This is a genomic window from Parafrankia irregularis (assembly GCF_001536285.1).
GTDB lineage: Bacteria > Actinomycetota > Actinomycetes > Frankiales > Frankiaceae > Parafrankia > Parafrankia irregularis.
Window position 1 is genome coordinate 422,873 of sequence record NZ_FAOZ01000004.1, and the last position, 21,191, is coordinate 444,063.

The following is a 21,191-nucleotide window of genomic DNA, read 5'->3' on the forward strand; positions in this document are numbered from 1 at the left end:
CGTGGACAGGGAGTCGCTGGACCACAGCCTGGTACGCCGGCTGCTCGACCACATCGAGAACAACACCACCGACGTCGTCGACTCGGTGCTCGAGGTGTCGACCGAGATCTACTCGGACGGGTACTTCTCGGACGAGTTCGAGGCGCTTTTCCGCAACCAGCCGATCGTGCTGTGCCTTTCGGGTGCCCTGCCCGGCCCGGAGACGTACCACACGGTGGACATCTGCGGCACCTCGATCCTGCTGACGCGGGACGCGGGCGGTCAGCTCCGGGCACTGACGAACGCCTGCCGGCACCGTGGTGTGCGGCTGGCGGACGGCACGGGCAAGGCCAGGCGGTTCAGCTGCCCCTTCCACTCCTGGACCTACGACCTGGAGGGCAGCCTGGTCAGCGTTCCGTCCGAGCAGTACTTCGACGGGATGTGCCGGGAGGACAAGGGGCTCGTCGAACTGCCGGTCGCCGAGGGGTACGGGCTGATCGTCGGCCGGCTGCGGCCGGGCGGCGAGCCGCTGGACATCGACGCCTACCTCGGCCCGCAGCTCGCCGGTGAGCTGGCCATGCTCGACTTCTCCGGGTGGGCGCCGCACAACGCGCCGCACATCCACGAGGTGGGGGCCAACTGGAAGGTCACGCTCGACACCTTCCGGGAGAACTACCACTTCAACTACCTGCACCGGAAGACGCTGCGGACCTACGCGTACGGAGGTGTGCTGACCTTCGACGCGTTCGGTGCGCACCTGCGCAACTGCTCCGCGCTGCGCTCGATCGACGAGCTGATCGACCGGCCCGAAGGGGAGTGGGGCGACGTCACGCAGCATTTCAGCTACCAGTACTCGCTCTTCCCGAACACCTGCATGACCTTCGACAGCCGGCACATCGAGCTGTGGCAGATCATGCCCACCGGCAGTGCCACCTCCCAGGTCCTGCACTCCGTCTACCTGCGTCCCGGGCTTTCGGAGGCGGAGCGCGCCAAGGCCGTCGACATGGCACCGTGGATCTGCGAGACGGTCGTCGACGGTGAGGACTTCTGGGTGGCCGGCCGCACGGAGCCCGGTGTCCGCACGGGCGGATTCGACACGGTCGTGTTCGGCCGCAACGAGCCGGCCCCGCAGCACCTGCACCGTCACTTCGCCGCGGCGGTGGAGGCCTACCGCGAGCAGCGGAAAGCCCGGGAGGCGTGAGCGGGAACGCGCTCGCGCGGGAGAGCCCGGCCGCCGTGGTCGAGGAGCTGGCCCGGCGGTTCCTCGCCGGTGACCGGGACGGCGCGTTCGCGCTGTTCGACCCGCAGATCCGCATCCAGCAGCCGGCGTCCCTCCCGCACGGCGGCTGGTACTCCGGGCACGCCGGCGTCGAGCGGATGGGCGTCGAGTTCGCCCGCTTCTGGCGCCGCACGATCAGCGACACCAGGATCAACGGCTGCGGTGCCGGTGCCGGTACCGGTGCCGCGGCGGGTCCTGCAGCGGGCGTTTCCGGCGACGCGGGCGGGTCCGGCGACGCGGGCGGGTCCGGGGAGTCGGGGGACGCCGGAGACGCAGGTGAGCTGGTCGTCCAGCTCACGACCCAGACCTGGACGGCGACGTCCACCGGCCGCTCGGCGACGGTCGACGTCGTCGAGCTGATCCGGGTGCGGGCGGGCATGATCCGCGAGATCAGGGTCTTCCAGCAGGACACCGCCCTGCTGCTGGCGACGCTCGACCCGGCCTAGCGCTCGCCCAGGGCCCGAGGGCCCGGCCTGTCCGAAGAGTGGAGGATTCTGGTCGTTCCGACGACCGGAATCCTCCACTCTTGTCTGGCCGCAATGTCGGCCGTGGCGGCGGCTTGAAGCTGTGGACCGGAGAGTGGAGGATCTCGGTCGTTCTGGCGACCGGAATCCTCAGGCCTTGCTCGACCGCAGCGAGACCGTCTCGACCAAAGGGCCGCCCGCCGATCAAGGGGGCGGCCGGCCTCGGCTTCGCGCTTTGTGTTCCGTGGGTCTCAGAAGGTCTCGGCGAGCGCCCAGGGGCCTTCCTGGAAGGGCTGGTCGAGGTAGTGCATGCTGTAGACGATCTTTCCGGTCGCGGTTGCCGGGTCCACGCCGCACAGCCGCAGGGCCGCGTCCGCCATCGCACTGTCCGGCTCGACCGGGACGTTGTCCGGCGTGTGCGGGGAGACGACGGCGACGCCCGGCGTCATGACCAGGCCCGCCGTGCCGAGTGCGTTGACGGCGACCCCGGTGCCCTCAAGCTCCGCGGCGAGGCCGGTGGAGAGCCGGTCGAGCGCCGCCTTGCACATGCCGTAGGGGACGCAGCCGTCGCGCGACCAGTCCGGGTAAGGCGGGCCGGCCGGGTGCCGCGCCTGCTTCGAGGTGATGTTCACGATCCAGCCTCGGCCGCGGCTGACCATGCCGGGGACGGCGAGCTGGCAGAGCCGGAAGGGGGCGTGGACCATCATCTGGAACATCAGCGCGTAGCGCCGTGGGCTGATGTCGAGCGCGGGGCCGTAGAAGTTGACCCCCGCGTTGTTGACCAGGATGTCGACCGGCCCGAGGGCTGCCTCGGCCCGTTCGATGACCGTCTCGACGTCGGCCGGGTCGGTGAGGTCGGCCCGGATCGCGACGGCCTCGCCGCCGCCGGCCCGGATTCGCTCGACCGTCTCGGTGATCGAGCCGGGCAGCGGCGCGGACCCCGCGTCGACCGTGCGCGCGACCAGGGCAACGGCCGCCCCCTCGCCGGCGAGGCGCTCGGCGATGTTCGCGCCGATGCCGCGGCTGGCGCCGGTGACGATTGCTACGCGGCCATCCAGGGACCCCACGAGGACCTCACCATCGTCGGCACCGTTGTCAGACCCGAATGATAACAGAGTGCTCACATACTTACGGCAAATGTCGTAGGTCTTGCGGAGTGAGCGGTTACTGAAATATTGTCGGCGCTGTTGCGCGGACCCAGCGCACGTGTCTCCCCGTGCCGCCGCCTGTCCGTGCCGATAGGAGGATCGTCCGTGCGGGTCGCCGTCGCCTACGAAGCCGAGAAGCCGCTGGTCCTGGAGGATGTCCCGCAGCCTGCGGTCGGCCCGCGGGATGTGCTGGTCCGGATCAGGGCGAGCGGCATCTGCCACACCGACCTGACGGTCATCAACGGTCTCTCGCCGCTGCCGCTTCCGACCGTGCCGGGCCACGAGGCCTGCGGCGTGGTCGAGGAGGTCGGCGCGGAGGTCCGCCGGGTCCGGGTGGGCGACCGGGTGCTCGCCTCCGTCTCGCCGGCCTGCGGTTCGTGCTGGTGGTGCATCAACGGGATGTCGAACCACTGTGAGCTGGGTGGTCCCGTCAAGGCGAAACTGCGTTTCACGCTGCCCGACGGCCGCCAGGCGCCCGCGGTGTGCGGCTGCGGGACGTTCGCCGAGGCGATGGTGGTCGACGAGGCCTCGGTGATCGCGGTCCAGACCGACCTGCCGGACGAGCACCTCGCGCTGATCGGCTGCGGCGTGACCACCGGGCTCGGTGCCGCCCTCATCACGGCCGGGGTCACCCCCGGCTCGTCCGTCGCCGTGATCGGCTGCGGTGGTGTCGGGCAGTCCGTCATCCAGGGCGCGCGGATCGCCGGCGCGGCCACCATCATCGCCATCGACCTGTCGGCGGGGCGGCGCGAGACGAGCCTGCTCGCCGGGGCGACCCACGTGATCGACCCGGCCGAGGGCGACCCGGTCGCGCAGGTCCGCGACCTGACCGCGGGCCGCGGCGTCGACTACAGCTTCGAGGTCGTCGGGCTGCCCGCACTGATGGTGCAGGCCTTCAACATGGCCCGGGCCGAGGGCGCGGTGACCCTGGTCGGCATGCCCGCGAAGGACGCGACGCTGACCCTGCCGGCGATCTCCGCGATCTTCTCCGGCAAGCGCATCGCTGGCTCCGTGGTGGGGGGCGCGCAGATTCTCAGAGACATGCCCCGATTCATCCGGCTGGCCGAGAGCGGGCGGCTGGACCTCAGCTCGATGGTCTCGAACAAGATCAGCCTTGACGAGATCAACGACGGGATCGCCCTGCTCAACCGCGCCGAAGGCATCCGAACCGTGATCGTCTGACGTCGGGTGGAGCTGACGTCTGGCGGAGCTGGCGGCGGGCGGAGCTGGGGCTCGGCCGAGCTGGAGTTGGGCGAGCTGGGGTTGGGCGGGTGGCGGCGGGTGAGACCTGTCGTCGACGTGTCGGGAGGGGAACGCGACCATGACCGAGCGCACGCTGATCAGAAACGCCCGGATAGTGACCTGCTCGGAGCCGCCGGCAGGAGTGATCGCCGACGGCGACATCCTGCTCGACGGTGACCGCGTCGCCGAGGTCAGCGCCGGGCGGCTGGCGGTGGACGAGCACGCGGTGCGGGTCGTCGACGTCCGGGGCGCGGCCGTCCTGCCGGGGCTCGGGGACGCCCATGTGCACCTGAGCTGGCCACTCGACTTCGTCTTCGACCATGTCTCGGTGGCGAACGCCCCCGCGGCGCCGCACGCCCTCGACGTCGCCGCGGTGGCCCGCACCTACCTGGAGAGCGGCTACACCCTCGTCATCGGCGCCGGGGTCTCCCAGCCCTTCGACGACATCCGCACCCGGGACGCGATCGACCGCGGCTACTTACCGGGTCCGCGCATCCTCCCCAGCGGCACGATGATCACCGAGGCGGGCGCGATCAGCGCCGACACCGGGATGACCACCGTCGTCACCGACGCCCGTGACCTGCGCGAGGCCGTCGCCCGGCAGTGTGACACCGGCGTGCGGGTGCTGAAGCTGTTCATCTCCGGCGACGGGATCGTCCCCGAGTACCCCTCCGACGACGTCTACATGAACGACGAGATGCTGGCCGCGGCCGTCGACGAGGCCGACCGGCACGGGGCGTTCATCTCCGTCCACGCCCGCGGCTCCGCCAGCGTCGCGATGGCCGCCCGCACGGGGGTGCGGCTCATCCACCACGCCTGTTTCCTCGACGAGGCCGCGCTGCGCGAGCTGCGGGCCCGGCGCGACGACGTCTGGGTGTGCCCAGGCCTGCACTACCTCTACGCGATGGTCAGCGGCCACGCCGAGCCGTGGGGCGTCACCCCGGACAAGATCGAGCGCGCCGGGTACGAGAAGGAGTTCCATGCCCAGGTCGAGGGCCTGCGCCTGCTGCGTGACGAGGGCATCCGCATCGTCGCCGGCGGCGACTTCGGCCACCAGTGGACCCGGCACGGCACCTACGCCGCCGAGCTGGAGCGCTACGTCGAGCTGGTCGGTATGAGCCCGGTCGAGGCGATCAACACCGCCACCCGTGACCTGGGCCCGCTCGTCGGCTTCGACGTGGGCCAGATCCGTCCCGGCGCGCTCGCCGACCTGCTGATCGTCGACGGCGACCCGACCACCGACATCACGGTCCTGCAGGACCCGGACCGCCGCCGCGCGGTGCTCAAGGGCGGCGAGTTCGCCTACGTGAACCCGAGGCTCTACCCATGACCACGGTGGTGGGGACGGAAACCGCCGCGGCGCGCCCCGCCCGGGCGGCGGCGAAGCTGCTGTCAGGCGTCGAGACCCTGGCCCGCCTGCTGGTGGTGCGCGAGCAGGTCGACGCCCGGGACGGACTGACGACCGCGACGATGGTCTCCGGCTACCCGGGCTCCCCGCTGGGCACCTTCGACCTGACGCTGGACCGCCTCGGCGCCGAGCAGCTCGGCGAGCACCGGATCGTGCACCGCCCCGGGCTGAACGAGGAGCTCGCCGCCGCGGTGGTGTGGGGCAGCCAGATGGGCGCGGTCAGCGGCTACACCGAGGTCGACGGGGTCGTCGGGGCCTGGTACGGCAAGACGCCCGGCCTCGACCGCTGCGGCGACGTCCTCAAGCACGCCAACGCGATGGGCTCCGGCCCCGGTGGCGGCGTCGTGATGTTCTGCGGCGACGACCCGACGGCCAAGTCGTCCACGCTGCCCTGCGAAAGCCTGTTCACCTTCGAGGACGCCTGCGTGCCGGTGCTGTACCCCGGTGACCAGCAGGAGGTCCTCGACCTCGGTGTGCACGCCTACCGGCTGTCGCGCTACTGCGGCTCCTGGGTCGGGATGAAGATCGTCACTGCGGTGGCGGACGGGGTCGGCAGTGTCGACCTCGACCTGGACCGGCACGACCCGGTGGACCCGCCGGACTCGGACGTGCTCGTCGACGGCGTCGCGTGGCGGCACCGGCCGCAGGTGACGATCGGCCCGCACGCGGTGCCCGGCCAGGAGGCGCTCGTCGTCGACCACCGGCTGCGCGCCGCCGCCGCCTACGCCCGCCGCAACGGCCTCGACCGGGTCGTCGGCGCCGCCCCGGGCGCGCCGCTGGGCATCGTCTGCGGTGGCAAGACGTACTTCGACGTCGTCCAGGCGCTCACCGATCTCGGTGTGCGTCCCGGCGACCTCGCCGCCGCGGGCGTGCGGGTGCTCAAGCTCGGGATGATGTATCCCCTGGTGGAGAGCACCGTCACCGAGTTCGCCCGGTCCGTCGACGAGATCGTCGTCGTCGAGGAGAAGCGGCCGTTCGTCGAGACGCACCTGCGCTCGGTGCTGCACGAGGCGGGGGTTCTGACGCCGATCAACGGCAAGCGGGCCGTCGGCGGCGGCACGCTGCTCTCCAGCGTCGGCGAGCTGGACCCGGCAGTGATCGCGAAGGCCCTCACCCGGGTGCGCCCGGAGCTGGCCGTGTCCGCGGGTGCTTCCGGGTCCGCCGCCACGTCCGCGGGTGCCGCGCAGCCACGGCGGGTGCCGGTGCCGCTGCCGCTGATCGACCTGCCCTCGCGGTCGCCCGGGTTCTGCAGCGGGTGCCCGCACAACCGCTCCACCGTCTTCCCGGACGGCGCGCTCGTCGGCGGTGGCGTCGGCTGCCACGGGATCATGTACTTCGAGAGCCGCAACAAGGGCATGACCAGCATGCCGCCGACGCCGATGGGGTCCGAGGGCGTCCCGTGGATCGGGCTGTCGCCGTTCGTAGGCGAGCCGCACCTCATCCAGAACCTCGGCGACGGCACGCTGAGCCACTCCGGGACGCTGGCCATCCGGGCGAGTGTCGCGGCCGGCGCCGACATCACCTTCAAGATCCTCTACAACGCTGCCGTGGCCATGACCGGCGGCCAGGACGTCACCGGCCTGATGGACGTCCCGGCGATGACCCGGGCGCTGGAGGCCGAGGGCGTGCGGCGGATCGTCGTCTGCGCGGAGGACCCGAAGCGGTACGGGCGCCGGGCCCGCTGGGCGCGGGGGGTCCAGGTACGCGGGCGTGATGCGCTGCCGCAGGTCCAGGAGGAGCTGCGCGAGGTCACCGGCGTGACGGTGATCATTTACGACCAGCGCTGCGCGGCTGAGGCGCGGCGGCTGCGCAAGCGCGGTGAGCTGCCCGAACCGCCCCGGCGGGTCGTCATCAACGAGGCCGTCTGCGAGGGCTGCGGCGACTGCGGCACCAAGAGCAACTGCCTGTCGGTGCTGCCCGTCGAGACCGAGCTCGGGATCAAGCGGCGTATCGACGACCTGTCCTGCAACCGCGACTACACCTGCCTGGACGGCGACTGCCCGTCGTTCGTCACGGTGCGTCCGAAGCGCCGGTCGCGACTGCGGCCGGCGCGGGCCGCGCGGTCCGCGCGGCGCGCGCCGAAGGCGGACATCCCGGAGCAGGGGAGTGGTGCGGCGGCGGGGAGTGGTGTCGGTTCGGGGGCCGGTCCCGGTTCGGCGGGCGGCCGGCGCCGGCGTGGCCGGGACGCCCGGCCCGCGCTCCCGGCGGGCACCCTGCCGGTGCCGGACGCCCCGCGCGTCGACGGCCAGTACGGCATCTACCTCACCGGCATCGGCGGGACGGGCATCGTCACCGCGAGCCGGATCATCGCCGCGGCGGCCGAAAAGGCCGGCCTCGTCGTTGGTGGCGTCGACCAGACCGGGCTGTCGCAGAAGGCGGGTGCGGTCGTCTCGCACCTGAACCTCGCGACGTCCCGGGCCGAGATCGGGTCCGCCACTGTCGGGTCCGGCGGCGCGGACCTGTATCTCTCCGGAGACATCCTGCAGGCCGCGACCGCCTCCAACCTGGGCCGGACCAGGCCCGGGCACACCATCGCGGTGGTCGAGGCGGAGCTCACCCCGACCACCGCCATGCTCCAGGGCAACGCCGCCGCGCCCGATCCCGACGACCTGCGCCGAGCGGTCGAGGGCCGGCTCGGCACCGAGCGCACGGCGTTCGTGGATGGGCGGCGGATCGCCGAGCGGGTCTTCGCCGACCAGCTCCTCGGCAACGTCGTCCTGCTCGGGGCGGCGTTCCAGCTCGGCGGGCTGCCGCTGACCCTGGACGACCTCGAGGCCGCGCTGCGGCGCCAGGGCCGGGCCGCCGCCGCGAACCGCGAGGCGTTCGAGTGGGGCCGGTGGGCCGCGCACGATCCCGCCGCGGTCGAGGCCTGCCTGGCAGTGGGCCCCGCGGACCCGTCGGCGGGCGGTTCCGCGGCAGGCGGTTCCCCGGCGGGTGGTTCCCCGGCGGGTGGTTCCGCGGCGGCGGGAAGGGCTTCGGCGAGCGGCCCGGCGTTGCACGATCCATCGCCGGTGGCGCTCGACCGGGCCGCGCCTCTGGTCGACGGTTCGGCCCTGCCGAGCGCGTTGCGTGAGCTGCCTGATCTGCGCGAGCTGCTCGTCCGCCGGACCGCACAGGTGATCGACTACTCGGGTCCCGGGCTGGCACGCCGATTCGTGGGGCTGGTCGAGAAGGCGGCGGCCCGCGACGGAGCCGAGCACGGGTGGGAGCTCACCCGCGCCGTGGCCGAGGCCTGGTTCAAGCTGCTGACCTACAAGGACGAGTACGAGGTCGCTCGGCTGCACCTGAAGGTCGACTATGACCAGGTCGCGAGTGAGCTGGGCATCGACGGCCCGTACCAGGTGACCTACCATCTCCACCCGCCGGTGCTGCGCGCGCTGGGCGTGTCGAAGAAGCTCCCGATGGGCCGGCCCTACGCCGCCGCGTTCCACCTGCTGCGCGCGATGAAGCCGCTGCGCGGGACGCCCTTCGACCCGTTCGGCCTGCTCGCGGACCGGCGCACCGAGCGCGCCGTGATCGAGGAGTTCGAACGGCTCATGACCGAGCTGCTCGAACCGGGGCCCGCGGTGCCTTACGAGGCGCTGCTGCGGGCCGCCCGCTCCCCGCAGGCGGTGAAGGGCTACGGGGAGATCAAGGAAGCCGCCGTGGCGAGATGGCGAGACGAGGTCAGCCGGCTGCGGGGCGAGCTGGAGGCCGCCCGCGGCGCCGTCACGGCCACTGCCGGCGACGGCAACGGGTCCTCCGGCCAGATCGCGAAGAGCTGAGGATGCTGTAGGGGACCCCTCCGCGGCGCTGAGCCCGGCGGCCCGGGAGGGCGAGTCCGAAGAGCGAAGGATTTCGGTCGTTGCGACAACCGAAATCCTTCCTCCTTGCGGGTTGCCGGGCGGCGCTCCGCCCTTTTTGGACCTCTTGAGGCTATTTGCCGCGTGCTGCGCGGCGGCGCGGGATGTCCGGTGGGCGGCCGTGCGGCGGTCGGGCGGCAGGGCTTGTTCGGAAGCAGGGGCGACTGCCGGGCGGCGGCCTGAGGTCACAGCTCGAAGAGTCGAGAACGTTCGGGGTGGCGGAGCGGCCGCTGCGGACCAGTGCCCTGGTGAAGATCATCTGGTCGACGAGGTTGGGTCGCTCGAAAACTAAGTGAGCATTTGCTATCTTCGTGAGGATCGTTGCTCGCTGGTGACCGATCGGAGTCTCGATGGACCTCCTGCTGCGTCAGGCCTCGTTGATCGACGGAACGGGGGCTCCCGCCCGCCCCGCCGAGGTCGCGGTCAGCGATGGCCGTGTGGTCGCCGTCGCCGCGCCCGGCGAGCTGACCCCAACCGCCGAGACGGAGATCGTCGACCTGGGTGGGCTCACCCTCGCCCCGGGATTCATCGACGTCCACACGCACTACGACGCGCAGATCCTCTGGGACGGTGACCTCACCCCGTCGAGCTGGCACGGCGTCACCAGCGTGATCATGGGGAACTGTGGCTTCGGGGTGGCCCCGACCCGCCCCGAGCACCGCGACACGATCATGCGAATCCTGGAGAACGTCGAGGGGATGTCCCTGGACGCGCTCGACTCCGGCATCGACTGGTGCTTCGAGACCTTCCCCGAGTACCTCGCCGCGCTCGACGCCCGGCCCAAGCGCCTCAACGTCGGTGCCTTCCTCGGGCACTCACCGCTGCGGGCGTTCGTCACCGGTGGCGAGGAACGGGCGGCCACGCCCGAGGAGATCGGGCGGATGCGGGAGATCGTCCGCGAGGCGCTCGACGCGGGTGCCCTGGGGTTCTCCACCTCCCGTCAGCCGGCCCACCAGGGTGCCTACGGGCGTCCGGTGCCCAGCCGATTCGCCGAGGTCAGCGAGGTCTACGAGCTGGTCTCGGTGCTCGGAGAGCTAGGTCGCGGCGTCGTGCAGGTCTCCATCGGCCCCGGCCTGTTCGTCGACCAGTTCTCCGAGCTCGCGACCCGCTACAACGTTCCGGTGACCTGGACGGCGCTGGTCGCCCGGGCGGACAAGCCGGGCGCGGCGCTGCGCACCGTCGAGCGCGGTGCGGCGCTGCCCGGCGAGGTCTACCCGCAGATCGCCTGCCGCCCGATCGTCATGCAGATCACGATGGACGATCCGGTGCCGCTCGCCGAGATCGACGAGTGGAAGGAAGTCCTGGCCCGGCCGCGCGCCGAACGCGCCGACCTGTACCGGGACCAGACCTGGCGCGAGCGGGCCCGCCCGGCGACGCTGGCCGCGTGGAGCCACCGCTGGCCCAAGATCGACGTCGAGGAGACCGGCGCGCACCACGACGCCGTCGGCATCCCGCTCGACCGGCTGGCAGCCGAGCGGGGCACCACCCCGTTCGACCTGATGCTCGACCTGGCGCTGGGCGACACCGAGCTGACCCGGTTCCGGGTGGTGCTCGACAACGACGGCGATGCCGAGGTCGGTGACCTGCTCGCCGACCGGCGCACGCTGCTCGGGCTGTCGGACGCCGGTGCCCACGCCAGCCAGCTCTGCGACGCGTGCTACTCGACCCATCTGCTCGGCCACTGGGTCCGCGAGCGCGGCGCGCTGTCGCTGGAGGACGCGGTGTGGCGGCTCACCGGCCAGCCGGCGCAGGCCTTCCGCGTCGCCGAGCGCGGCCTGGTGCAGGAGGGCTTCCACGCCGACCTGGTCGCCTTCGACCCGGCGACGGTGGGCACGACCCCGGTCGAGCGGGTCCGTGACCAGCCGGGCGGCGCGGACCGTCTGGTGGTGCGCAGCACCGGCATCGAGTACGTCTGGGTGAACGGCGTCGCGACCCGCACCGCCGGCAAGGACCTCCCCGACGCCGCCCCCGGCCGTCTCCTGCGTGCACGCACCGCCTCGTAGCCGCCTGATCGTCGCCTGATCGCCGCACGAGCCGCGTGCCCCGGTAACGGCGATTGCGATCTTCTTTGCGTTCTGTCCTACTATGGCCTGCTGCGCAGCCGACGGTAGCCAGATCAGCGCATTGGGTGTCAGTTGATTCGGTGTCAGTTGATTCATGGTGCTGTCCGCCGCCTGACCGCGGCCAGCCGATGATTCCCTGACCCGAGGAGCCCGCACATGCCCGCCGATGGCATGCCCCCTGACAGTGCCGTTCCGCCCGGCAGTGCCGTTCCGCCCGGCAGTGCCGTTTCCCCTGACGGGGCCGTTCCTGTTCCTGCGGAGGGTGCCGTACGCGCCGGCGGCACATCCGCCCCGGCGGACGACCGCACACCGCCGACCGGTGCCGCGGAACCGGACCCGTTCGCCGGGCTGGTCCTCGACGACGCGTTCGTCGCCGCCGCGACCCGATACGAGGCACCGGCACGTACCCGGGACGCGATCGCCCGCTTCGGAGCGGCCGAGGACGAACGCTCGCCGCTGCTGGCGAAGGCGCGGTCTGCCCGAGCCAGGCGGGCGCGCTGGGCCGGCTCCGCGGGGCGCACCCCGCGCCCGCCCCGCGGTCGGTCGCGGCTGTCATCGCCGTCCGCGACCGGCGGTGGATGGACCCGCGGCCGGGTCATCCTCGCCGTGATCAGCCTGACCCTCCTGATCAGCACCCTGGTGGCGTTCGTCCGGTCGGAGCTCGATTCCGTGGGTGTACCGCGCACGACGGTGCCCGCCGCCGCGCCGAGCCCGTCGACCGGTCCCGTGGGGCTGGATCGGGACGAACCGGCCGATGCCTCGGACGAGAACCTTCCCGAACTGCAGCGGTGGAGCTGGGAATCAGGGCATTGCTACCGGTGGCCGCAGATGTCCGGCGACGTCTCAGTGGACGACGTCCCGTGCACCGCTCCGCATCTGTTCGAGGCGGTCAGCCGGCTCGACCTGGGCCCGGCCTACTCCGGCGACGCACCGTACCCGTCCCGGTGGTCCGATGTCGCGGATCATCACTGCGGCCCGCTGGTCACCGCCTATCTGGGGCATCCACTGGATCCGTTCGGGCGTTATGCGGCCAGCACGATCCATCCCAGGCGGCCGGAATGGCGCAGTGGCGGTCGCGAGGTCGTCTGTGGGCTGGTCATCAAGGGCGAGGCCGATCCGAGTCGGCCGTGGTCCCTCCACACGTTTTCCGGCGGTGTCCGGGAAGCGGACCAGGCGATGACCTTCCCGGCAGGTACCTGCTTCCGGCAGGCCGCCGACGAGGATGACCGCGTGGTTCCATGCGAGGAGCCCCATCACTCCGAGAGCGTCGGAACGGCCGTCCTGCCCGACACGGCCGACGGCGCACCCCCCTCGGCCGAGCTTTACGACGAACTCGCCGAGGCCGCCTGCGCGCCGCGGCTCGCGCCCTACCTGGAGCACGACAACGGCTCCCGCGGCAACGGCGGCGTGATCACTCAGGGTGCCTGGCATGTGATCCGTCCGGAAAGCTGGCGCGCGGGCACCCGCTCCACCACTTGCCTGGTCGGCCTGGTGGATGGCTCCGGGCATGCCGTGGAGACCACCGGCCGGCTCGACCCTGCGCACCCCGCCGCCGGAACGGGAACGGCCAACGTCTGAGCATCGCCAGTCGGCCGACCGCCGTCGCTGTCCCGGGTGTCAGCCCGCTACCGTGATCCGCCGGGTTCGGGCGGGATTTCTTTCATCACCGTCGTAGCCACGGAGGTAGGCCGTGCCGGTCGCCGCCACGCGACATGGTTTGGCCGGCCGGTCGCACTCGTGGACCTGGGCGACCACCACCGCGGCGCCGTTGACCTCCGCGTCGTCGATGGTCAGGCGGACTGGCGGGGCGAACGCCCGGGCCCTTGGCTGCCAGACCCTGCTTGAGGACCTGCGGATCGGGAAGCCCGACCGGGCGGAACCCGGCCTGCTCGTCGAGGCCCAGGACGACAGTCCCACCGCCGGGTTGGTTCGCCAACGCGCTCAGGGTCGCGGTCAGCGAGGCAGGCAACCCACCCGCGGCGGACTTGACCTCGACCTCGATGGTGTCGCCACCCGAGCGGCGAGGAGATCGATCAGCTGGCTCACATCGCGTGGCACGCCAAATGTAACCACGGCGCGGTTACATTTGGCGTGCGGGTTACATTTGACACCCCGAGACCTCGGCTGAGGCGACTGAAGTCTGCTGCAGCATCTGGCATCACCTGGGACGCAGGTGGCGCGCGAAATGTAACCAGGCGCGGTTACATTTCGCGGTGCGGGTGCGGGTGCGGGTGCGGACGGGCCCTGGTGTGGGCTCGGGGGCCATCAGCTCGGCTGCGGCTAGCTGCGAGCATTTTTGTAGCTTGTCCTAGGATGGCCTGCTGCGCTGCCGATGGTGGGGGCCGTCGGTGGCAGGGGCGAGGCGAGACCCGGCCGATTCACCAGGACCCGGGTCGGCGACTCGAACCTTCGCGGCGCCCACTGATCCTCGTGCCCAGGGAGTCAACCTGTCGTGCCCGACAACCGAGAACGTGTCAACAGGTGGCGACGGGGCTGGCGTGGCCACGCGGTGACCGTCGCGATCAACGTCGTGCTCGCCGGCGCGGTCGTCGGCGCGGCCGTCTACGCGCTGGCGGAGGTTCGCTCCGACGACTCCGCTCAGGATGATTCCGCTGCCGTGACGGAGATCGACGCGGCGGCGGGCGGGACGCCGCGTCCGTCGTCGTCGCCCACCACCGCCGGCGCGGACCGGCCCGTCGAGCTCGAGCAGTACATCTATGCGACCGGGCACTGCTACACCTGGCAGCAGGAAGTCAGCACGTCGAATGTGAAGGACGTCCCCTGCGGGGATCGCCACCTTTTCGAGGCGGTCGACGACACGGATCTCGGCAAGGAGTATTCGAGCTCGGCTTTCTATCCCAGGCCCGAGGAGTGGTCCGATATCACCACCCGGTACTGCTCGCAGATGATCGACGAATATCTCGGGTATCCCCTCGACCCGCACGGGCGCTTCGGCGCCGGCATGGTTTATCCGCATCCGCTGGGATGGGAGCGGGGCGACCGGTCGGTTACCTGCGGGATCATGGCGGGCGGGTCCGAGGCGGATCCCTCGGCGCGCCTCGTGCCGTTCGAGGGCGCCGTCCGTGGCGCTGACCAGGCCTGGGTGCCCGCTGTCGGAACCTGCTTCAGCGAGGGCGCGGACACCGTGATCGAGACGTCCTGCGCCTCCCCCCACAGTCTGCAGCTCATCGGTGCCGTCGCGGTACCGGGGGCGCCGCCGGGAGGCGGCGTGCCGTCCGACAGCTGGCTCGACGAGCAGGTGGGCTCGCGGTGCGCCGATCTCGCCGCGCCCTACCTGCGGACGGACCGCTTCGAGTCCGCGTTGCTGGCGCCGCGGTGGAACACCATCGAACCGGAGAGCTGGCGCGCGGGCACCCGCCGGGCGAGATGCTACGTCGGCTTCGTCGACGAGACCGGGGCACCGGTGCCGGTCCACGCGGCCCTGCCCGTGCCGGCCGCCTGACCCGAACGGATCGCCTGGGCGAGCCGGTGTTTCCGTGGGGCGGTTCCGCGGAACCGCCCCACGGAAACACCGGGCCAGCCGTGGAAGCATGCCCGAGGGTTCTTTTCCTGTCGTTCAAAAGACAGCCGATGTCCCCTTTTCGGAGCGCCGCTGTCGCTCTGGCCCGGCGTGTCGCGCCACCGACAGCAATTTCAGGGCGCGGATTTGTCGCCGGGGCCGACCCGTCCTGACCTCGTAGGGTAGCGTCCTGACGGAAATGCTGGTCGAGGTCGCATAAATCCGATTTTCGAGGGGTTCTCCAGGGCCATGCGAAAAAGCCGCTTCCTGCCTTCCTGGTTGTTTCTTCCCGGTCGAATCATGATGATGCTGGTGATTCTGTCGGTCTCGGCTGCCGCCTGCGACGGCGACGCGAACGGCGGTGGTGGCCAGGGCGCAGCCCAGCCTGCTGGGAACGTGTGTGACGGCGTTTCCGCCTGCACCCGTGTCGGTGCGGCCGACCTCGACGCGGACGGGACCGCCGACGGCATCGCGCTGGTCCGGGCCGCCCCGCAGCGCTGGCTGCTGCGTGTCGCACCGGCCGGGGGCTCGGTCGCCGAGTTCCGGTTCGACGGGCCCGCCATCGGCCCGGACGAGCCCTGGTACGGAACCGCGCAGGTGGACGGCGTGCCAGGTGCGGAGATCGTGCTGCTGACCGACCGGGGAGCGCATACCACGTGGTTCACCGTGCTGACCTACCGAAACGGCCAACTCGTGCGGTCCGATCCGCCGGGCGAACGGCCGGAGCCGGAGAGCGGGTGGCCGGTCGACAGCGCCAACAGCGGCTGGATCGGCTACGCCTGCGGAAAGCAGGGCGAGACCGTGACGCTGTTGGCGAGTGCTTCGGAGCGAAATGACGATCCGGCCCGCCCCGAGGCCTACAACGAAATCAACACGCTGTACGGATGGACGGATTCCGGCTGGCGTGAGCTGTCCAGCCGGAACGTGGCCTACAACGCGGGGGACCATTCAGGGGAAGAGCACGCCGGCTGGCACTGCGACGGCCTTCCGGTCTATCCCGACTGACGTCCGCTGGTCTGGTGGTCCGTGCCCACCCGCGGCGCGGCGTCTTACTGGGGATCCGCGTCGCCGCACACCCAGAAATTCGCCCCAATAGCGGCAAACGAGGCGCAGGGTCGCCTGGCGATCGACAAGAAGTGAGGATATTGGTTGTTCGAACAGCCAATATCCTCACTTCTTGCTTTGTGGTAAATGGTGACCGCGGTGGCAGCCGGCTGGCGGCGGTGCGCTCAGGCCTGTGCGGTCTGCGCCTGGCGGGGCCGGTCCGAGCCGGTGTCGGGGATGCGCAGCAGCTCCGCGGTGTTGCCGCGCAGGATCTTGCGGGCCACCGCCGGCTCGCAGGTGTCCAGGCGCTCCACGTAGTCGACCGGCTGGCGCAGGCCTTCGGGGTGCGGGTAGTCCGAGCCGAAGAGGACCTGGTCCGGGCCGAGGATGTCGATCAGGTCGTGGACGTCGTCCTCCGGGAACGGGCAGACCCACAGGTGCTCGGTGAGCATCTCGCTCGGGCGGGCGCTGAGCGGGCCGCCGATCATCGGGCCGCGCCGGCCCAGGGCCGCGGCCTTGTCGACGGTCTTGAGCAGGTGCCGGACCCAGTTGCTGCCGTTCTCGATCGAGACGATCTTCACGCCGGGGTGGCGGCCGAAGAGATTGTGCAGGGTCAGGGCGGTCAGGGTGTCGACGATCGGCCGCTCGGTGTTGCACAGCGCCCACTGCAGCGGCGACTGGCGGTGGGACGGGTTGCCCGCGTCCTCCGACCACAGGCTTCCGTAGGCCAGGTTGTAGCCGCTGTTGGAGACGTGGAAGACGACCCCGACACCGGCCTCGGCGACCGTCGCCCAGAACGGGTCGAACACCGGGTCGGCGGGGGAGCGCCCCCCGACCGGGCCAGGGCGCAGGTGCACCAGGCGGGCTCCGGCGTCGAGCACCCGGCGTAGCTCGACCAGGCAGTGGTCGAGGTCGAGCAGGGAGAGCATCGGCACGGCGAAGATCCGGTTCTCCGCCGCGTAGCCCCAGTCCTCCTCCAGCCAGCGGTTGAACGCCCGCAGGCTTGCGTAGGTGAGCTCGATGTCATCCACCATGTCCTGCTCGACGGCCACGCCGAGCGTCGGCAGCATGATGCTCGCCTCGACGCCCTGGTTGTCCATCAGGCGCAGCCGGGCGGGCCGCTCGATGAAAGCGGGGTGGTCCTTGGCGTTGAGGACCTCCCGGTGGGTGAAGCCGTCGGCGACCTCACCGACGAACAGCCCCTGCAGCGCTCCGGGTGCGGAGGCGTAGTCACCGGGCATGACGCTCATGAAGGTGCGGCGGTCGCCGATGAAGACCCGGCCGAGACCGTCCGTGCCGCGTTCGACCCGCACGGTCTCGTTCTTCCAACGGGACTCGATGTGTCGGGAGAAGCAGTCATCCGGCTCGTAGTAGTGGCCGTCGGCATCGATCAGCTCGTAGTCCACCGATCCACCTCCACAAAGATAGTGAACACCCGCTCATTATAGAGCGTGGCCTGCCTGGTGGATGCTCTTGCCGGCCAACAGGCTGTTGATCTCCTCCGCGGAGAAGCCGAGCCCGGTCAGGATGTCCGTGCTGTGCTCGCCGATACCGGGGAGCATCGGCCGGGGGGCCTGCGGAGTGCGTGGGCCGTAGCGCAGCAGCGGCCCGATCTGCTCGAACCAGCCCCAGTCCGCCACGTCGTAGGACGCGACCCGCCCGAGCTGGCGGTTCACCGGATCGTCCAGCACCGCGCGGCGGAACCCGTCCCGGTCGGGCTCGTCGACCAGCTCGGCCGACAGGCCGTGCGCACGCAGGTGCGCCACCCACTCGGCCGCGCTCGCGGTCGCGAACGTGGCCTCCAGCGTGGCCTCCGCCTGGCGGGCGAGTGCATCCTGCGGGCCGCCGCGCAGCGGGACGTACCCCTCGGGCAGGGATTCACCGCCGGTTACCGGCGTGCCGGTGCCGGTGCCGGTGTTGGAGTCGGTGCTGGTGGCGGTGCCGTCGCTGACGCCCACGCCGGCGGGCGGTGGCAGGGTGCGCAGGCGCTGCCAGGAGTCCCGGTCCGGCACGACGAGCGCGAACCAGCGGCCGTCCCGGGCCGGGTAGATGCGGTAGCCCGGGCCGTAGCCCGTCTGGGCGGCGTCCAGGGTGGGGGTGGCCACGGGTTCGCCGTCCCGGAAGAACACGCCGCTCTGCAGGAGCATCCCGGCGCCGAGCAGGCTGGTATCCACCCGCTGCCCGCGCCCGGTGGCCTCCCGCGCGTACAGCCCGGCGAGGATCCCGGCCGCGGCGACCCAGCCGCCCGTCATGTCCAGCGGGATCCAGGTCGGGGCCACCGGGTCGTTCCCGGCGCCGCCGACGGCCTGCTCCAGCCCGGTCAGCGCCTGCATCAGCGCGTCGTTGCCAGGGTGCTTCGCCCGCAGCCCGGAGGGCCCGAAGGCACTGGCGTGGCAGTAGACGGCGCTCGGGTTGAGCGCGGCGACGGTGTCGGCGTCGATGCGCAGCCGCTCGGCCACGCCGACGCGGAAGTTGTGCAGGACGACGTCGGCCCAGCGGATCAGCCGCTCGACGACCGGCCTGGTCTCGGCGGCGCCCAGGTCCATGGCGAGGCTGCGCTTGCCGCGCTGGCAGGCGGCGACCGCGTAGGCCGCGGCCCGCATCGCCTCACCGCCCGGCGGCTCGACCTTGATGACGTCCGCGCCCAGGTCGGCCAGCACCTGGGCGGCGAGCGGGCCGGCCACGAAGGCCGAGAAGTCCAGGACCCGCACGCCGTGCAGCGCGAGCCCCGGCGCCCCTCCCGCCTGCGGGCCACGCCTGCTCACTGCGGCGCCGGCGCCGGCGCCGGTGTCGGTGTCGGAGCCGGTGGCCGGCTCCGCTGACTGGACGGAGATCGGCGAGCCGACGACGACGTCCTCGTGGCCGGCCTCGGAGCGGGTCACGGCGAGGCCGATCTCGGCCAGGTGTGGGTCGGCGAGCGCCTCACCGGGGCGCAGCACCGGCTCACAGGCGATCCCGGCGGCCCGCAGCCGGGTCAGCCAGTCCGCCCGCGGCCGCAGCGCGAACGGGGAGCGCCAGCGCCGGGCGCGCTCGTTCAGTGCCCCGGTCATCTGGTCGGCGTAGTAGCCCTCCGCGCTGGGGGTGTCGCCGAGCACCTCGATGAGGCGCGCGTACATGCCCTTGCCGCCGAACCAGACCTGGAGCAGCTCGCCGTCCGCGCAGCGGTAGAGGAAGTTGGGGAAGGTCGAGCCCTTCTCCCAGTACGACTCGATCTCCGTGGCGGCCCGCTCGGAGCGCCCGATCATGCAGCCGAGGGTGGCCAGCAGACCGTCGTAGAGGGACGTCTCGGCCCATCCGCCGTGGCCCGTCGCGGCCCGGCGGCGCAGCAGCGCGAGCGCCGAGGTCGTGAGCAGGAACGCCGTGCCGCTGCCGGACGCCTGCGCGTCGACGAAGATCGGGCCCGGGCGGTGCCCGGCCAGCTGGGTGCAGAAGCCGGCGCGTGCCTCCACAAGCAGCCCGAAGTCCGCCGAGGTGCCCTTGGACGTCCGGCTGGGCCGGCAGCGCAGGTAGACCAGGTCCGGGTGGGCGGTGGTGAGCTCGAGGCAGCCCAGCCCGCGCTCCTCGACGAGCTGCTCGGGGCCGTAGACGATGGCCACGTCCGCGCCGAGCAGCAGGTCACGGATGTGCGCCGGGTCGTCGGTGACGACCAGGTGCTTGTCGCGGTGCCAGACCTGGCCCCAGGCGACCTCCTCGTCGAGCTCGGGTGTCGCCGTGCCCACCACGCGCACGACCCGAGCGCCGAGGTCGGCGAAGATCATGCCGGGTACGCCGCCGGCGAGCCCCAGCCCGAGGTCGCTGGTGCCGACGGCGACCTCGACGACTGTCAGCCCCGCGCAAGGGCGCCGCGCCCCGAGGGCGGCGGCCGCGCTCATGAGGCGCTCCCGGCGGTCGGCGCGGACAGCGCGCTCGCGGCGGCGGACGGTTCACCGGCGGCCCCGCCGGGTTCGGCCCCGGCTTCGGGTGCCGGTGGGGCGACCAGTCTCGGCAGCACCTCCTCGGCCGCGAGGGTGATCACGTCCAGGGTGTCCTCGTGCGCGGCGGGTGAGATCACAAAGTGGCGCACACCGGCGTTGACGTACTCCTGGAGGCGGGCGGCGACGTCCTCGGGCGTGCCCGCGGGGGCGATGCGGTCCAGCATGCCGCCCGGCTTGTCCCCGTAGGCCTTGCCGAGGAACTTCGCGACGTCGTCCCGGGCCCGGTCGCGATCCCGGCGGATCGAGCAGTACAGGAAGATCATCCACTCGAAGCCGCTCGCGTCGAGGTCACGACCAGCGGATTCGGCGTGCTCGCGGACGGTGGTGACGGTCCGGGCGTAGGCGTCCGGGGAGACGAGGTAGGGCATCCAGCCGTTGCCGAGGCGGGCCGCACGGCGCATCGCGGCGCCCTTGCGGCCGGACACCAGCAGCGGTGGCCCACCGGGCCGGGCCGACCGGGGCGCGGCACCGGAAGCGTCCCGTAACGCCACCGGGTGCAGCTCGACATCGTCGAAATGGAAGAACTTGCCGTGATGGCTGACCGGGCCCCCGCTCCACAGCGCGCGCAGGATCTCCAGGGTCTCGTCGGTGCGCGGCCCGCGCTCGGCGACCGGCACGCCGACGGCGTCGAACTCGTGCGGGAACTCGCCGCCGACCCCGACCCCGATCGAGAGCCGCCCGCCGCTGTGCACGTCGAGGTCGGCGATCTGCTTGGCGAGCACGACCGGCTGGTAGAGCGGGGCCAGCAGGACGGCGGTGCCGACGCGGACCCGCTCGGTCCAGGCTGTCATCAGCGCGAGCCGGGTGAGCACCTCACCGGTGCCCGTCCGCGGCAGGACGTGCCCGCCATGCCAGACGGACTCGATCGGGAGGCGCTCGGCGGCGGCGAGCCACGCCCGGTCCGGCTCGGGGATTGCCGCTGCTCCGAAGACGATGTGGTTGTCTGGCAACAAGGGCTCCTTCGCGGACGACCAGTCGAGCGCGTGCACTGGCCGGCCGGCCGGTTGGCCGGCTGGCCGGTCGGCCGGGTCCGGACCCGGCCGAGAGCACCGGCCCCGCCCGAGGCCGCGGGCCGCAGGCTGCCGGCGCCCCGCGTTCGGACCGGTGCGGGCCGTGACCTCGGCTCTTGCCAGCGTCAGTCGCGGAATGTCGGCACGCACGGCCGAGCTTGCGTGGCAGAATAGCGGAGTGAGCGTACACTTTTTAGTGGTTCGAGGGGAAGCTCAAC

At 71.9% G+C, this 21,191-nt stretch carries 13 protein-coding genes; 9 read left to right on the plus strand and 4 right to left on the minus strand.

The window, feature by feature from the left end; genetic code table 11:
- Window position 1: 1 nt before the first annotated feature.
- Window positions 2-1,180 carry an aromatic ring-hydroxylating oxygenase subunit alpha gene (locus AWX74_RS08855; RefSeq protein WP_091273534.1) on the plus strand — a complete coding sequence of 393 codons (1,179 nt, stop codon included), beginning with the start codon at window positions 2-4 and terminating at the stop codon, window positions 1,178-1,180.
- Window positions 1,177-1,704 carry a nuclear transport factor 2 family protein gene (locus AWX74_RS08860; RefSeq protein WP_091273536.1) on the plus strand — a complete coding sequence of 176 codons (528 nt, stop codon included), beginning with the start codon at window positions 1,177-1,179 and terminating at the stop codon, window positions 1,702-1,704. The genes AWX74_RS08855 and AWX74_RS08860 overlap by 4 nt, the downstream gene beginning before the upstream one ends.
- Window positions 1,705-1,973: 269 nt before the next feature.
- Here the strand turns inward: AWX74_RS08860 and AWX74_RS08865 are convergent, their stop codons facing one another.
- Window positions 1,974-2,789, minus strand: coding sequence for an SDR family NAD(P)-dependent oxidoreductase (locus tag AWX74_RS08865; protein ID WP_091273538.1), 816 nt, complete (start codon window positions 2,787-2,789; stop codon window positions 1,974-1,976).
- A 186-nt stretch (window positions 2,790-2,975) separates the two neighbouring features.
- Between AWX74_RS08865 and AWX74_RS08870 the strand changes: the two genes are divergently transcribed.
- The 7 genes from AWX74_RS08870 to AWX74_RS08905 all read left to right on the plus strand — a co-directional run bounded on the left by AWX74_RS08870 (window position 2,976) and on the right by AWX74_RS08905 (window position 15,950).
- Entirely contained in the window at window positions 2,976-4,052 is a 1,077-nt protein-coding gene (locus AWX74_RS08870) for a zinc-binding dehydrogenase (RefSeq protein ID WP_091273541.1), read from the plus strand.
- A 139-nt stretch (window positions 4,053-4,191) separates the two neighbouring features.
- On the plus strand, window positions 4,192-5,442 hold the full coding sequence (locus AWX74_RS08875; protein ID WP_091273544.1) for an amidohydrolase family protein: 1,251 nt from the start codon (window positions 4,192-4,194) through the stop codon (window positions 5,440-5,442).
- The gene (locus tag AWX74_RS08880) at window positions 5,439-9,284 is read left to right on the plus strand and encodes an indolepyruvate ferredoxin oxidoreductase family protein (RefSeq protein WP_091273546.1); all 3,846 of its coding nucleotides are present in this window, start codon (window positions 5,439-5,441) and stop codon (window positions 9,282-9,284) included. Before AWX74_RS08875 ends, AWX74_RS08880 begins: the two co-directional genes overlap by 4 nt.
- 428 nt (window positions 9,285-9,712) lie before the next feature.
- On the plus strand, window positions 9,713-11,365 hold the full coding sequence (locus tag AWX74_RS08885; RefSeq protein WP_091273547.1) for an N-acyl-D-amino-acid deacylase family protein: 1,653 nt from the start codon (window positions 9,713-9,715) through the stop codon (window positions 11,363-11,365).
- A 216-nt stretch (window positions 11,366-11,581) separates the two neighbouring features.
- Window positions 11,582-13,003 carry a septum formation family protein gene (locus AWX74_RS08890; protein ID WP_091273549.1) on the plus strand — a complete coding sequence of 474 codons (1,422 nt, stop codon included), beginning with the start codon at window positions 11,582-11,584 and terminating at the stop codon, window positions 13,001-13,003.
- Window positions 13,004-13,877: 874 nt separating this feature from the next.
- Window positions 13,878-14,888, plus strand: a complete 1,011-nt coding sequence (locus AWX74_RS08900; protein ID WP_091273551.1) for a septum formation family protein — start codon at window positions 13,878-13,880, stop codon at window positions 14,886-14,888.
- A 369-nt stretch (window positions 14,889-15,257) separates the two neighbouring features.
- Window positions 15,258-15,950 carry a hypothetical protein gene (locus tag AWX74_RS08905; RefSeq protein WP_207550283.1) on the plus strand — a complete coding sequence of 231 codons (693 nt, stop codon included), beginning with the start codon at window positions 15,258-15,260 and terminating at the stop codon, window positions 15,948-15,950.
- 224 nt (window positions 15,951-16,174) lie between these two features.
- Here the strand turns inward: AWX74_RS08905 and AWX74_RS08910 are convergent, their stop codons facing one another.
- The 3 genes from AWX74_RS08910 to AWX74_RS08920 are packed head-to-tail and all read right to left on the minus strand — an operon-like array spanning window position 16,175 to window position 20,913.
- A complete protein-coding gene (locus AWX74_RS08910; RefSeq protein WP_091273555.1) occupies window positions 16,175-17,395 on the minus strand; it encodes an amidohydrolase family protein in 1,221 nt (406 codons plus the stop codon).
- Window positions 17,396-17,431: 36 nt separating this feature from the next.
- Window positions 17,432-19,861, minus strand: a complete 2,430-nt coding sequence (locus AWX74_RS08915; protein WP_091273557.1) for a CoA transferase — start codon at window positions 19,859-19,861, stop codon at window positions 17,432-17,434.
- Window positions 19,858-20,913, minus strand: coding sequence for an LLM class flavin-dependent oxidoreductase (locus AWX74_RS08920; RefSeq protein ID WP_091273781.1), 1,056 nt, complete (start codon window positions 20,911-20,913; stop codon window positions 19,858-19,860). Before AWX74_RS08920 ends, AWX74_RS08915 begins: the two co-directional genes overlap by 4 nt.
- Window positions 20,914-21,191: the final 278 nt, after the last annotated feature.